The organism is Nonomuraea sp. 3N208 (genome assembly GCF_052245935.1).
Taxonomy (GTDB): Bacteria; Actinomycetota; Actinomycetes; order Streptosporangiales; family Streptosporangiaceae; genus Nonomuraea.
In genome coordinates this window covers 22,709-36,634 of sequence record NZ_JBQQBR010000046.1, presented here as the reverse complement: position 1 = coordinate 36,634, position 13,926 = coordinate 22,709, and the positions used below count along the sequence as shown (strand labels likewise).

Here is a 13,926-nt window from a genome sequence, read left to right as displayed (position 1 = left end):
CACAGGACACTGGACGGTCGCCGGACCAAGGCCCACGATGTATTGGTCCAGGGGGGTGAGTCCATGGCAACCCGCGCTCTACGTACCGGACCCGAGCTCTCGCGCGACGAACGGGACCAGCAGTTCGTCGGCCGCTGCCGGGAACTGGCGGTGCTCCACGCCCAGCTCGGCCGGGTCAGCGAGGGACGGTCGAGCCTGGTGGTGGTGGAGGGGCCGGCGGGCATCGGCAAGACCGCGCTGGCCGGGGAGTTCCTGTCCGCCATCGAGAACGCGATCGTGCTGGACGTGAGCGGGGAGGAAGGGGAGGCCGAGCTGTCGTACGGCGTGCTGGGACAGCTCGGCGCACAGGCCCAGCCACTGCCCGAGGTATTCAGCCGCCTGACAGGTCCCGGCGCCCAGCCCCTGTCCGAAGTGCCGGATTGCGGGCTGCTCGTGCAGCCCGCCCCGCTGGTGGTCGGGGCTGCCCTGCTGGAGCTGCTCGGGCAGCTGCAACGCACCGCCCCCGTGGTCATGGCCATCGATGGCGCGGGGTGGGCGGACCTGCCGTCGCTGCACGCGCTGACGTTCGCGCTGCGGCGGCTGCGTACCGACCGGGTGCTCGCCCTCCTGATCGTCAGGGAGAGCGACGATCCCCGCCTGCCCGACGGGCTGCGGCGGCTGCTGCGCAGCAGCGCCGCGCTCCGGCTGCCGCTCAGCGGGCTGAGCGCACGCGAGCTGCAGGCACTCAGCGCCAGGCTCGGCCCGGTACGGCTGACGCCCCAGGCGGCCGAGCGGCTGCACGTGCACACCAACGGCGTCCCCCTGCACGCCCGCGCGCTGCTCCAGCAGGTACACCCCGAGACCCTGGCCGACGTGGACGCCCCGCTGCCCGCCCCGCGCGCCTACACCACGCTGGTGCTCGACCGGCTCGGGCAGTGCGGGGACGCGGCGCAGCAGCTGCTGACCGCGGCCGCCGTGCTCGGCACGTCCGCGCCGCTGCATCTCGTGGCCCGCATGGCGGAGCAGGCCGAGCCGCTGCCCGCGCTGGAGCAGGCCACGGGGGCGGGGTTGCTCATCGAGTGGCGCACCCGGGCCGGCGTCTCGCTCGGCTTCCCGAACCCCTTGATCAGGGCCGCCATCTACTACGACCTCGGCCCGGCCACGCGGCGCAGGCTACACCTGCTGGCCGCCGATCTCGCCGACGACGTCGTGCACCGGCTGCACCACCGGCTCGCGGCCGCCGACCAGGTGGACGAGGAGCTGGTACGGGAGGTCGCCAGGATCGGCCGGCGGCAGGCGGCGGCCGGGCGGTGGTCCAGCGCGTGCGGGTGCCTGACGCGGGCGGTGCAGCTCACGGGGGAGGGGGCGGCGCGGGACCGGCTCATCGCGGAGGCCGTCGAGGCACTGCTCGCCGCCGGCCGGCCCGGGGACGCGGGCGCGCTTGCCGCCCAGGTGGCGCCCGCGGCCGATCCCGCGGCACGGGACTACGCGCTGGGGTCGGTGGCGCTGGTGGCCGGGCGGCTGGAGGAGGCGGGACGGCAACTGGACAACGCCTGGTCCCATGCGACCCATGACCCACGCCTGGCGTCCGGCATCGCCGCGCGCCAGGCCATGGCGTCCCTGATCCGCGGCGACGGCCCGGCCGCGGTGCGATGGACTCTCCACGCCTCGGACGGCGCGCGCAGGCGAGGCGACGAGCGCTCGTCAGGCACGGGGCCCGTGGACGGCGGACGGCCCTTGAACGATGCGCCGCTGTCGGGTGGCGGGCATCCTTCGGCCGACGTGCCGCTGGTGGCCGGAGGGGAGTTGGTGTGGTTCGCGCGGCTGGTGGGGCTAGGGCTGGCGGGGCGGGCGGAGGAAGGGCTGACGTTGAGCGCGGAGGTGCCAGGGCCCGCGCAGGCGGCCGGCGGCGAGCTGGCGAGCTCCGACGCGCTGCTCGGCAGGGGCATGTTGCGGCTGTGGGCCGACGACCTGGCCGGGGCGCACGACGACCTGCTGGGCGTGCTCACCGTCGGCGCCGACGGATCGGCGCCGTTCCAGCTGCTGGTGGCGACCGCGCTGGCCCAGGCCGAGTACCGGCTCGGCCGCTGGGACGAGGCGGCCGCGCACGCCGAGATCGGCGCGTCCGCCGCCGACGACTTCGGCCAGGTGTGGCTGGCGAGCTACGCCCACGCGGTGGCTGCCCTGGTGCCCGCCGCCCGCGGCGAGTGGGAGCGGGCGCTCGGCCACGTCCGCGCCGCCCGCGCCGCGTGCTGCCCGGACAACATCCTGGCCCAGGTCAGTACGGCCGGCGCCGACGCGCTGACGGCCACCGCCAGGGGCGACCACGAGGCGACCGTCACCGCGCTCATGCCGCTGACCAGGACCGACCTGCCGGACGAGCCCACTATGGTCCTCTGGCGCACGCTCCTCGCCGACGCCCTGGTCAACGCCGGGAGGCTGGAGGAGGCCGAGGCCGTCCTGGTGCCGTGCGAGCTGCTGGCCCTAGGCAGGGAGCGCCGCAGCGTGCTGGCCGCGGCCGCCCGCGCCAGGGCCGGGCTGCTGGCGGCCAGGCACGAGCCGGCCGAGGCGGAGGCCATTTACCAGGTCGGGCTCGGGCACTCCGCCAAGATCGACATGCCGTTCGAGGAGGCCAGGATCCAGCTCGCGTACGGCACGTTCCTGCGCCGCCGCGGGCGCCGGACGGCCGCCGCCGAGCAACTGGAAGCGGCCCAGCTCACATTGTCCAGGCTGGGGGCGCTGCCGTACCTGGAGCAGTGTGACCTGGAGCTGGCGGCGAGCGGGCGGGCGGTGCTGCGCCCGCAGGACACCGCAAGCCTGGGGCTGACGCCGCAGGAGCACACGGTGGCGGTGCTGATCAGCAAGGGGATGACCAACCGGCAGGCGGCGCGCAAGCTGGTGCTGAGCGTCAAGACGGTCGAATACCACCTGAGCCACATCTACACCAAGCTCGGCATCACCTCCAGGACGGCTCTCATCGGCAGGTTGAGCGATCTAGGGGAGTGAGCGTGGGCCGGACCGGCGCTCGCACGACACAAAGATGGACACACCCGTGCGCATGACGCGGATGGCGGCTCGGCCCTACGCTGCTCTGCATGCACAAACGGGTGATCGACGGCCGCTTCGAGCTGATGGAGAGGCTCGGCGGCGGTGGCATGGGCCTGGTGTGGCGCGCCTGGGACGTGGCCCTGCACCGTGAGGTCGCGCTCAAGGAGGTACGCCCGCCTGACCCCTCCATGGACGAGCAGGACCCGACCCGCGCCCGCGAGCTGCGGGCCAGGGTGTTGCGCGAGGCCCGGGCCCTCGCCCGCCTGAACCACCCGCACGTGGCCACCATCCACCACATCGTCGACCCCGGCGAGCAGGGCTACCCATGGCTCGTCATGGAGCTGGTCACCGGTGGCTCGCTCCAGGACCGCCTGCAGCGCGGCCCCATGACCCCGGCCGAGACGGTCCGGCTCGGCCGCGAGATCTTATCGGCCCTGCGTGCCGCGCACGCCGTCGGCATCCAGCACCGCGACGTCAAGCCCGCCAATGTGCTGCTGCGCGAGGACGGCCGATCGGTGCTCACCGACTTCGGGATCGCGGCGGTACGCGAGTCCACGAGCCTGACGGCCACCGGGTCGTTCATCGGCTCGCCCGAGTACATGGCGCCCGAGCGCGTCAACGGCCACGAAGGCGACCCCGCCTCCGATCTGTGGTCGCTCGGCATGTTGCTGTACGTGGCCGTGGAGGGACGTCATCCGCTGCGCCGGAGCACCACGCTGGCGACGCTGGCCGCCGTGCTCAACCAGGACGTGCCGCCCCCGGGGCGGGCCGGGCCCCTCGGCCCCGTGCTGCTGGCACTCCTCAGGCGCAACCCCGCCGCCCGCCCCGACGCCGTGACCCTGGACCGCATGCTGGCCTCGGCCGGCGAGCCCGGCCCTGGCACGTTCCCGCCGGCACCCCCAGGCCCCGCCGCCCACTCGGCGCCGCAGCCGCCTCCGTGGGGTGTGGCGCCGATCTCGCAGGCGAAGACCGTGCGCTCGCACCGTCCGAGCCGCAGCGCCGGCAGGGTGGGAATCGCGCTCTCCCTCGCGGCGCTCTCCCTCGCGGCGCTCGTCGTCGCCGGCGCGCTGGTGTGGCGGTTCCTTCCGACCACCACCGCCACGGTCACCGGCGACAACCCGACGGCACTGAACGTCACCCCAGCGGCGAGCAGCGACCCCGAGACCCCGGCTGAGACCGAGAGCAACGAGCCGGAGAACCTGCTGACCACCGCGGGCATGAAAGCCATGATCGTCAAGGTCAAGGCCGAGATCGGCGGCAGCAAGATCGTCAGCATGACGGTCTACCCGACCTATGCCCTCATCGAGGCGCCGCTCGCGAAGGACAAGGAGCTCTACGACAGGTACGACTACCGCAACGGCGCCATCACCCGCTTCGGCACCGGCGGCACGGTCGACGAGCCTTTGGTGGACCTGGACAAATACCACTGGAACGCTCTTCCCGGGCTCGTCAAGAAGGCGAACAAGGATCTGGGGGTTCCCGAACCCACCTCGCAATACGTGATCGTGGACCCCGACAGCACGTCCGGGACCCCGGTGCTGCGCGTGTACGTGTCCGACGACTACCGCCGCTCCGGATACCTGGTCGCCAACCTCCAGGGCAAGGTGGTCAGGTCGTACCCGCACAGCTAGCCGACGACCGTCAGCACACGTCCTGGTAGCCGCTCTCCGGGATCAGGCGCGACCACTCCGCCCTGCTCAGCGACCCGCCGGCCCGGGTGCACACCTCCTGCGCCGTCAGGGCCGGATCGACCGGGCTCTCGCGTACGCTGCCGTCCAGCGCCACACCGCGCAGCCGCTTGCCGTCCTGGCTGAAGGCCAGCCCGGCGGCCCACGACGCGACCTGGCCGACCTCGCGCATCGTGTGCACGTCCCACAGCGACGTACGGGCGGCGTCGACGGCCAGCAGGTCGCCCTCCGGCGAGAAGCGCAGCTCGTCCACCGCCGACGTGCCGGTCTCGATCGTGCCCAGCCGTGTGCGCCCGCGTACGTCCCAGAGCAGGACCCGGCCGCCGTCCAGCCCGAACGCCAGCGTGCGCCCGTCGGGGGAGTACGCCAGCGCGGTCGGCACCGGCGCGTCGGCCGAGGTGGCGGTACGCAGGTCGAGCGGGGTGACCCTGCCGGTCCGCAGATCCAGCAGGTTGGCGCCGGCGGCCAGCGTCGAGCCGTCCGGGCTGAACGCCAGCGCCAGGTCGCCCGCGCCCTCGTACACCTTGACCCGTCGTCCCGCGCGTACGTCCCACGTCTCCAGGGTCCGGCCGTGTGCCGTGGCCAGCAGGTCGCCCTTGGGGGAGAGCGCCACGGCCTGCACGTCGCCGCCGGCGTCGATGGAGGTGACCAGGTTGCTGCCGGCCACGTTCCACACGGTCACCGGGTCGCCGGCGACGGCCAGCAGGCGGCCGCCCGCGTCGAAGGCGAGGTCGCCGGCCGCGGCGATCCTGCCGAGCTTCCTGTGCTCCACGGTGTCGGTGAGCTCGATCGAGTTCCCGACCTCCTTGGCCGCGTACCTGCCGTTGCCCGAGAACGCGGCGGCCGCGTGGTCGTCGGCGGGCGCGGGCAGGCCGGACACGGTGAGCGAGACGACCGAGCCGGTGCCGCTCAGGTAGCGCAGCGCCTGCCCGTCGGCGGAGAAGGCCAGGCCGGGCTGGGGGTCCTTCAGCGGGTAGGAGCTGGCGAGCCGGCGCTCGGCCACGTTCCACACGCGGACCTCGCCGCCGCTGGGCAGGGCGAGCAGGCGGCCGTCCGGGCTGAAGACGGGGACGTCCGCCGAGGTGCCATGGGGCGCCGCCGCCAGCCTTTGCGTGACGACCCGCTGGGCGCCGGTCGTCTCCAGCCCGTCGGCGCGATCACCTAGGCGCAGCTCGGTGGGCCCGGGCTCATCAGCCCTCGCACTCCCGGTCTCCGCGGCATCCCCGTGGCGTGCCCTGGGGGTGTCGTCGGCTCGCGCGTCCGGGCCGGGAGCGTCGGCCGCCGCCTTCGCCGGGTCCACCAGCGTGACCCCGTCGCGCCCGGCCACGGCCAGCACGTTCCCGTCGGGGCTGAACGCCATGGACGGCGCCGCCGCGTCGGCGCCGCGCAGCGGGCGGACCTCGACGGTCGCCGTCTTGGTCCGGCCCGCGAGCTCCCACAACTCCACCCGCCCGTCCACGCGGGAGACGGCCGCCCTGCTCCCGTCCGCCGACAGGGCCACCTTCCGGTCGGCGACCTCGAACAACACCCGGCCGCCCCGGTAGACCCTGGTCCGATTGCCCCTGCTGATGGCGTACACGCCCGCGGCCGGCGGGCGCCCGGTCACCACGTCGAACGGCCGGCCGTCCACCCCCTCCGCGAAGCGCCCGTCGTCGCTCAGCGCCGCGTTGCCCGGCGGCAGCCCGTACGAGGCCACGTGCCGCCCGGTCCCGACGTCCCAGATCGTGACCGCGTCCACGTCCCATTTGACCAGCTCGTCACCGCGCAGCAGGTACCGGGCCCGCGAGTCCGGCGCCGGATCGGTGAACACGCCGAGCTCCGGCTGGACGAGCGAGGCCTGCAACGCCGCCCGCGCCTCGAACACCGGCGACATCCGCCAGGCGGCCACACTCAGCCGCATCGCGGTACGCGGATCCGAGGTCCGCAGCGCCTCAGCCCGCGCCGCAACGGCCCGCGCGTTGGCCTCGACGAGCCGCCCGCGCAGCTCGTTCTGGCCCTGTACGGAGATCACCGACATCGACACCGCGACCGCCAGCACCGCGCCCAGCGCCGTCAGCACGGGGATCAGCAGCCGCCTGCGCTGCTTGGACAGGGTCACGCTGTCGTTGATGAAGTCGCGTTCGAGCTGGTTGAGCCGCAGGTGGCGGCGCTTGGTCGCGGCCCAGCCGAGCGCCGTGTCCAGCTCTTCGCCGCGGAAGAGGTGGCTCCGGCCGCGCCGGTGCCGCGACCAGTGACCGGCCGCCTCCCTGATGCGCCGGTGCACCGGCATGCTCTCGCGCTCGTCCGTCACCCAGCCGCGCAGCCTGGGCCAGGCCCGGTACAGCGCGGCGCTGGCGGGCGCCACCCGGCCGTCGCCGACGGCCACCAGCTTGCCGACGGGGGTCTCGGCCGGTGGGACGCGCACGCTGCGCCGCACCAGGAGGCCGGCGTCCATGAGCGGCCGGAGCACGTCGCCCTCGTCGTGCGGGCTGTCGCCGTCCAGCAGGCGCAGCAGCAGGCCGGGCACTTCCTCCTGCTGTCCGGGGGTGAGGGCCAGGTAGGCCTCCTCCGCCACCTCGCCGAGCGAGCGCGGCCCCGCGTGGCCCTCCGGCGGACGCAGCCCGGCCGTGCTCTCGATCCGCAGCTCCTTCGCGATGGGACGGTCGGCCGGGTCCTTGGCCAGCGCGCGCCCGACCAGCTCCCGCAGCGGGCCGGGCAGTGTGCTCAGGTCGGGGTCCACCGTCAGCAGCCGGTGCATGACCTCGCCCAGGCTCTCCCCGCGGAACGGGTCGTGTCCGGTGGCCGCGAACAACACCACCGCTCCCCAGGCGAACACGTCGGCCGCCGCCCCCGCCTCCTTGCCGGTCAGCACCTCGGGGGCCAAGCACGTGAAGGCGCCGGAGCTCGCGTCGACCGACCCCGCGGCCGGCAGGCCGAGCTCGATCACTTTGGGACCGCCGTCCGCCAGCAGCACGCTCTCCGGATTGAGCCCGCGATGTGTCAGCCCCGCCTCGTGCAGCGCGCCCAGGGCGGCTGCCAGGGCGGCGGCCAGCGCGACCAGCTCGTCCCCTTCGTACGGGCCGTGCAGCTCGACCGCCCGCCGCAGATCCGGACCGTCGACGTATTCGCTCACCACGTAGGGCATGCCATCGTCGACCCCGACGGCGACCACCTCGGCAAGATGGGGGCAGGTCACGCGCTCGAACCGGGGCCCGCCGGTCTCGCCACGCGGCACCGTGACCGCGTATCTGCGGCCCTCGTCGTCGTAGGCGTCGTAGACCACACCGCGCCCGCCCGCGCCGAGGCGGGCCGCCAGCCAGTAGCCGCCAAGCCTCTCGGGATCGCCGGGCACCATCATCACTGATGCTTAGATGCGTAGCGCGGTTCATTGGTTGTCCGAAATGACGCCACAGGCCCCCCGCGCGCCTCGAAGGACCCAGGCGTCATGATCATTATGCCAGGTTCGAGCGTCCCCACGGTACCGTCACCGGTGCACCGGTTTGCCCAGCGCCTGCAGCACCGCGTCCCGCACCTGCTCAGGACGCAGGACGCCGACGTCGCACACCAGATCGGCGACCGCACGGAAGAACGGCGCGCGGCGCGCCCGCATGGCCGCCGGGTCGAAGTCGGGACGATGGTCGCTGGAGTGCATCCGCTGGGCCAGCACGTCGTCGGAGGCGTCCACCCACACCACGAAAGGATCACGCAACGCCGTCCGCACCCGCGGGTCCTCGACCGTGCTGGCCGCCGCCGCGATCACCTTGGGCTCGCCGGCCAGCTCGTGGAGCACGTGCTCGGCCTCGTACCAGTGCAGCGTGTCGGCCCCCTCGCGGCGGGCGATCTGCGCGGCCGTGCCGCCGTACCGGGACTGCAGGAACGGGTCGCTGTCACTCAGCGTCAGCCCGAGCGCCTGGGCGATCAGCCGGCCGGCGGTCGTCTTGCCCGAGCCCATCAGCCCGATCACCACGACTGGTTTGTTTTTCGACATGTGGATAGAGGTTCCTTCGTGTCAAGGAGGTAAATCTGATGACCATCGCCGGAAGCATCATCCTCATCATGCTCGGCGCGATCCTCACCTGGGCCGTCGAATTCGACCTCGCCGGCCTCGACATCAACGTAGTGGGGGTCATCCTCATGCTCGGCGGACTCGTCGGACTCCTGTTCGGTATTTACCGGATCAGCGTCACTCGTAGGGCGGTCGGCCCGATCGACGAGCCGGTGCACCGCCACGACATCTACGAGGAGCCTGAGGCCCGCAGGACATCCGTGTACGAGGAACGCCGCCACTACGACGAACCACCGCTGTAGGAGGTGAATCGGCATGCCCGCTGTCGAAGAGCTGCCGTCGACCGTCAAGCGTTCGCCGAAGAAGGCGCAGAACACGTGGATCAAGGCGCACGACAATGCCGTGGAGCAGTACGGCGAGGGCCGTCGCGCCCACATGACCGCGTTCGCCGCGTTGAAGCACTCCTTCGAGAAGGTCGGCGACCACTGGGAGCCGAAGTCGAAGAAGGGCCCCTCCGACAAGGGGGCGACGGACCGATCCGGTCGCACGGCCGAAGGTGTGGACGCCAACGCCAGCAAGGAGCACCTGCAAGGCGTGGCCGCCAAGCTCGGCGTGCGCGGCCGATCCAAGATGACCAAGCAGGAGCTGGTCGGCGCAATCAAGAAGGCCAACAGGCAGGCCACCGCCAAGGCGCGGTGACCCCGCCAGTAAAGAACAACCGGTCACAACAACCGCTTGACCGCCGCGGCAATAGCGTGGCGGTCAATGCGTGCGTCGGCCAGTTGCTCCTCCGGCGTCGCGGACCCGGGCAGCTCCGTCACACCCAGCTTGATCACCCGCGGCCCGAGCTCGCTCACGGCGTCCATGACGGCGTCGCCGAGCCCGCCCTCCAGCCGATGATCCTCGACCGTGATCAGGTTGCCCGTGGTGGTGGCCGCCTCGGTCAGCGCCGCCGCGTCGACCGGCTTGACCGAGTACAGATCGATCACCCCCACCGGGACTCCGGCCCCGGCCAGCTCGTCGGCCGCCGCCAGCGCCTCGTGCACGGTCACCCCGGCCGCCACGATCGTGGCCCGGTCGCCGGGGGAGTGCCGCAGCACCCGCGACCCGCCGATGGGGAACCGCTCGCCCGGCTCGTAGATGACAGGCGTGTTCCCGCGCGTGGTCCGCAGGTAGGACACCCCCTCGACGTCCGCCATCTCGGCGACCAGCGCCGCCGCCTGGTTGGCGTCGCACGGATACAGCACGGTGCTGCCGTAGAGGGCACGCAGCATGGCCAGGTCCTCCAGCCCCATCTGGGAAGGACCGTCCTCCCCGATCGCCACGCCCGCGTGCGAGCCGACCAGCCGGATCGAGGCCCGGCTCACCGCTGCCATCCTGATGAAGTCGTGCGCCCTGGTGAAGAACGCCGCGAACGTGGCCGCGTACGGTTTCCACCCCCGCACCTGCAGCCCGACCGCCGCGGCCACCATCTGCTGCTCGGCGATGTACATCTCGAAGAACCGCTCGGGGAACGCCGCGCCGAACGTCTCGGTCTTGGTCGAGTCCGCCACCTCGCCGTCCAGCGCCACCACGTCGCCCCTGGCCGCGCCGACCGCCTTGAGCGCCTCCCCGTACGCCGTCCGCGTGGCGACCGCGTCGCCCACCTTGTACGCGGGCAGCTCCAGCGGCCCGCCCTCGAACCGGTGCGGCCTGGGCGCCGGGCCGGGTACGCGTACCTCCACCCCCACGTTCCGCGGGCCGCCCAGCTCTTCGACGGCCTTGCCGGGATCCTTCAGCGCTTTGCCGTGCGCGCCCTCGCGGTTCTCGACCTCCAGCACGCCTTCGCCCTTGCGGGTCTTGGCCAGGATCACGGTGGGCCGCCGGCGCGTGTTGCAGGCGTCGTTCAGCGCGAAGTCGATCTGCCCGGGATCGTGTCCGTCGATCTCGATCGTGTGCCACCCGAACGCCCCGAACCTGCGCGCGTACGCCCCGGTGTCCCACCCGTGCCTGGTGGGGCCCCGCTGCCCGAGCCTGTTCACGTCGACGATGGCGGTCAGGTTCGCCAGCCCTTCGTCCCCGGCGTGCTCCGCGGCCTCCCAGATCGACCCCTCGGCCAGCTCGCTGTCGCCGCAGAGCACCCACACCCGGTACGGCAGCCGTTCCAGCCGGCCGGCCATGGCCACCCCGACCCCGACCGGCAGCCCCTGACCGAGCGACCCGGTCGCCACGTCCACCCAGGGCAGGCGGGGGGTCGGATGGCCCTCCAGCCGGCTCCCGCGCTTCCTGAACGACAGCAACTCCTCGTCACCGATGATCCCCGCCGCCTTATAGAGGGAGTAGAGCAGGGGAGAGGCATGCCCCTTGGAGAAGATCAGGTGGTCGTTGGCCGGGTTGCCGGGTTCGTCGAAGTCATACCGGAGATGGCAGGCGAACAACACGGCCATCAGGTCGGCCGCGGACATGGATGAGGTCGGATGGCCGGAGCCGGCCGCGGCGGCGGCCCGCACGGAGTCGACGCGTAGCTGCGCGGCCAGGTCGGCCAGGTATCGAAGATCGCGCTCAGGCATCAGTCATGACCTCCTTGAGACGGTTCCTGGCCGCCTACCCCCTCCGGCCCGCTTAACTCGGCCCGTCCGGCTCCCGGAACCGGCGCCGACCCGTAGTCCGCACCTGTCCCGTCGTCGAACGTCAGCCGCCCCGCTCCCGGTGTTCTGTCCAAAGGACGCTCGCCGGCCCTCGGCCCTTCACGCGAGAAGGACCTTCGCCGAAGTGCGGAGGGTGGTGAAGGCGCGCAGTCCGTCGCGGAGACAGGGCTAGCGGACCCGCGGCAGGACCTCGCGCGCGTAGAAGTCGAAGAACGCGTCCTGCTCGTCGCCGATCTGGTTGACGTACACCTCGGTGAACCCGGCGTCCACGTACTGCCTGATCGCCTGGATGTGGACCTCGGGATTCGGGCCGACCGGGCTGCCGTCGACGGCCTCGTCCTCGGTGACCGACTGCGCGAGCTGCTCGAAGTGGCGCGGCAGCGGAAGGAGTTGTGAGGCCTCGCCCTTGATGCCCTGCGTGGGCCACAGGCGGTGCACGGTCTTGCGCGCCGCCCCTTCGTCGGTGGCGTAGCAGGCCTTGAGCCCGCCGAGCGTCGGCTTGCCCGCGCCGCCGGCCTGGCGGAACGACTGGACGGACTCGGCGTTCGGGGCGGTGGAGATGTAGCCGTCGGCGATGCGCCCGGCCAGCTCCGTGGACTTCTCGCCGAGCCCCGACATGAGGATGGGTGCCGGCTCGTCGGGCAGGGTGTAGAGCCGGGCGGTGTCCACCCGGTAATGGTCACCCCGGTGCGTGACCAGCTTGCCGGTGAACAGCTCCCGCATCAGAGCGACGGCCTCCTCCAGCATCTCCAGCCGCTCGGCGAGCGGCGGCCAGCGGGACTCGATCACGTGCTCGTTGAGTGCCTCGCCGGTGCCCACGCCGAGCCGGAAGCGGCCGCCGGTCAGAGCCGCCGTGGTGGCCGTGGCCTGCGCGATGACCACCGGGTGGGTGCGGATGAGCGGGCACGTGACGGCGGTGGTGATGGGCAGGGACGTGGCCTCGGCCAGGGCGCCGATCACGGACCAGACGAACGGGGACTCGCCCTGCTCGTCGAGCCACGGGTGAAAGTGATCGGAGATCCACAGGGCCTCGAAGCCGGCGCGTTCCGCGGCCTTGGCCTGCCGTACCAGCTCTTTGGGGCCGTGCTCCTCGCACGATAGGAAATAGCCGAATATCGTCATATGTTTTTCCCTGCCCCTTGCGTCGGGGGAAAACATGTTAAATAGCTGACCCCCAGGGCAGTTGCAGCCCATGGCTACATTGCTCTGGATCATCGCGGTAATACTCGTCATCGCCGGGATCTACGTGATCCTGGCACGGCGCGACATTCTCTGGGGGATCGTCCTGATCGTCCTCGGTTTCCTGGTCGGGCCCGGCGGGATCAGCATCTTCAATGTCTAGGGGAGCCGGCGACCCGGTTCCCCCGTCCATCTCCGCCGCTGGACCGATCCTCGAGAACGGTCCAGCGGTTCTCTTGGTTTGCCGGACTCCGCCGGACTTTGCCGAAATATCGTAAGCATCGCATCTCAATGCCGCTTTGCCGGGCAGGGATGATGCGTGAGCAAGTACCCGCCGTTCAGCTGCTACGAGTCGGGCGCGGCGTCGGTGAGAGTCCGTGACTACCTGGCCGGGCGTGGCCGATCTGGTGGAGGTCCTCTAGAAGTGCTCTGATTCGCCCATGGAGTAGATGCCGTAGGCCCGGCGCAGCACCGGCAACGCCACATTGCGCACCCTGATGCCGCCCGGGGTCATGCCCTTCTCACTGCCCTTGTGCGCGTGCCCGTGCACGATCAGATCGGCGCCGGCCGTGTCGACCGCCTCGGCCAGCAGGTAGCTGCCGAGGAAGGGGTAGATCTCCGGCGGCTCTCCCTCCAGCGTCTCCTTGATCGGGGAGTAGTGCGACACGACCACGCGGTGGTCGGCCACGATCTCCTTCAGCGCGACCTTCCACGCCTCGGCGATGTAGCGGGTGTGGGCCACGAAGTTCTTGATCTCGCGCTCGCCGAACTCGCTCGCGCACTTTCCGGCGTACCCGCCGCCGAAGCCCTTGCCGCCGACCACGCCCAGCTTGTGCTCACCGCACTGGACCACCGCGCCGTCGTCGTCGAGCACGACGACCCCGGCGTTGCGGAGCTCGCCGGCGATCTCGTACTGCAGATCCGAGTGGTAGTCGTGGTTGCCGAGCACCGCGACGACCGGGATGGGCAGGTCGCGCAGCTCGTCGGCCACCACCTTGCCCTCCTCCAGCGTGCCGTGCCTGGTCAGGTCCCCGGCCAGCAGGAACACGTCGGCCCGGTCCTCGATACCCGCAAGTTTCTTGCGGTATTGGCCGCGTTGGTCCTCTCCCAGGTGGATGTCTCCCACGGCCGCTATGCGCAGGTCAATCAAGGTGCTCATCCTCTCCTGGCTCGCTGAAGTCCACGACCTTGATCTCGTTGTGCACGCGGAGCTCAGGTGCCGCCTCGTGCGCCACCTGGCCGAGCCGTTCGCGCTGCTCGGCTCCGCTCACCTGACCCCGCAGGAACAGCTGGTCGCCTCTTATATCTACGCGAATGCCGAGCTCGTGCGTGCGTCCGTCCTCGGCCAGCGCCTGCTGGACGCGGGCCGCGACGTACTGCGGAGCTTCCATCGCTCGCCTCCTTCTTCTGTCGCCGCATG

11 protein-coding genes are annotated in these 13,926 nt (G+C 71.9%); 5 read left to right on the top strand and 6 right to left on the bottom strand.

The genetic code is table 11. The features are described from left to right. Positions 1-63: 63 nt before the first annotated feature. Positions 64-2,985: an AAA family ATPase gene (locus ACTWPT_RS47830; protein ID WP_443184203.1), complete on the top strand. Its 2,922-nt coding sequence runs from the start codon at positions 64-66 to the stop codon at positions 2,983-2,985. Between the two features lie 89 nt (positions 2,986-3,074). Continuing rightward, complete coding sequence (locus ACTWPT_RS47825; protein WP_443184202.1) at positions 3,075-4,658, top strand: serine/threonine-protein kinase; 1,584 nt, start codon at positions 3,075-3,077, stop codon at positions 4,656-4,658. 10 nt (positions 4,659-4,668) lie between these two features. On the opposite strand, the gene ACTWPT_RS47820 is transcribed toward ACTWPT_RS47825, so the two are convergent. Next, positions 4,669-8,052, bottom strand: a complete 3,384-nt coding sequence (locus ACTWPT_RS47820; RefSeq protein ID WP_443184201.1) for a protein kinase domain-containing protein — start codon at positions 8,050-8,052, stop codon at positions 4,669-4,671. Positions 8,053-8,178: 126 nt separating this feature from the next. Beyond that, positions 8,179-8,682 (bottom strand): shikimate kinase, encoded by a 504-nt coding sequence (locus ACTWPT_RS47815; RefSeq protein WP_443184200.1) that lies wholly within the window; start codon positions 8,680-8,682, stop codon positions 8,179-8,181. 38 nt (positions 8,683-8,720) lie between these two features. Here ACTWPT_RS47815 and ACTWPT_RS47810 point away from each other — a divergent pair, with 38 nt between their 5' ends. Then, entirely contained in the window at positions 8,721-9,002 is a 282-nt protein-coding gene (locus ACTWPT_RS47810) for a hypothetical protein (protein ID WP_443184199.1), read from the top strand. Between the two features lie 13 nt (positions 9,003-9,015). Continuing rightward, a complete protein-coding gene (locus ACTWPT_RS47805) occupies positions 9,016-9,399 on the top strand; it encodes a ChaB family protein (protein WP_443184198.1) in 384 nt (127 codons plus the stop codon). Between the two features lie 23 nt (positions 9,400-9,422). On the opposite strand, the gene ACTWPT_RS47800 is transcribed toward ACTWPT_RS47805, so the two are convergent. Further along, positions 9,423-11,249: a transketolase gene (locus tag ACTWPT_RS47800; protein WP_443184197.1), complete on the bottom strand. Its 1,827-nt coding sequence runs from the start codon at positions 11,247-11,249 to the stop codon at positions 9,423-9,425. A gap of 246 nt (positions 11,250-11,495) precedes the next feature. Then, positions 11,496-12,449 (bottom strand): TIGR03557 family F420-dependent LLM class oxidoreductase, encoded by a 954-nt coding sequence (locus ACTWPT_RS47795; RefSeq protein WP_443184196.1) that lies wholly within the window; start codon positions 12,447-12,449, stop codon positions 11,496-11,498. 70 nt (positions 12,450-12,519) lie between these two features. On the opposite strand from ACTWPT_RS47795, the gene ACTWPT_RS47790 reads away from it, so the two are divergent. Beyond that, positions 12,520-12,669 carry a GPGG-motif small membrane protein gene (locus ACTWPT_RS47790; RefSeq protein ID WP_443184195.1) on the top strand — a complete coding sequence of 50 codons (150 nt, stop codon included), beginning with the start codon at positions 12,520-12,522 and terminating at the stop codon, positions 12,667-12,669. A gap of 255 nt (positions 12,670-12,924) precedes the next feature. Here ACTWPT_RS47790 and ACTWPT_RS47785 read toward each other — a convergent pair whose 3' ends face one another. Beyond that, on the bottom strand, positions 12,925-13,665 hold the full coding sequence (locus ACTWPT_RS47785; protein ID WP_443184194.1) for a metallophosphoesterase family protein: 741 nt from the start codon (positions 13,663-13,665) through the stop codon (positions 12,925-12,927). Continuing rightward, positions 13,649-13,897, bottom strand: a complete 249-nt coding sequence (locus ACTWPT_RS47780) for a BON domain-containing protein (RefSeq protein ID WP_138664103.1) — start codon at positions 13,895-13,897, stop codon at positions 13,649-13,651. Before ACTWPT_RS47780 ends, ACTWPT_RS47785 begins: the two co-directional genes overlap by 17 nt. Positions 13,898-13,926 lie beyond the last annotated feature (29 nt).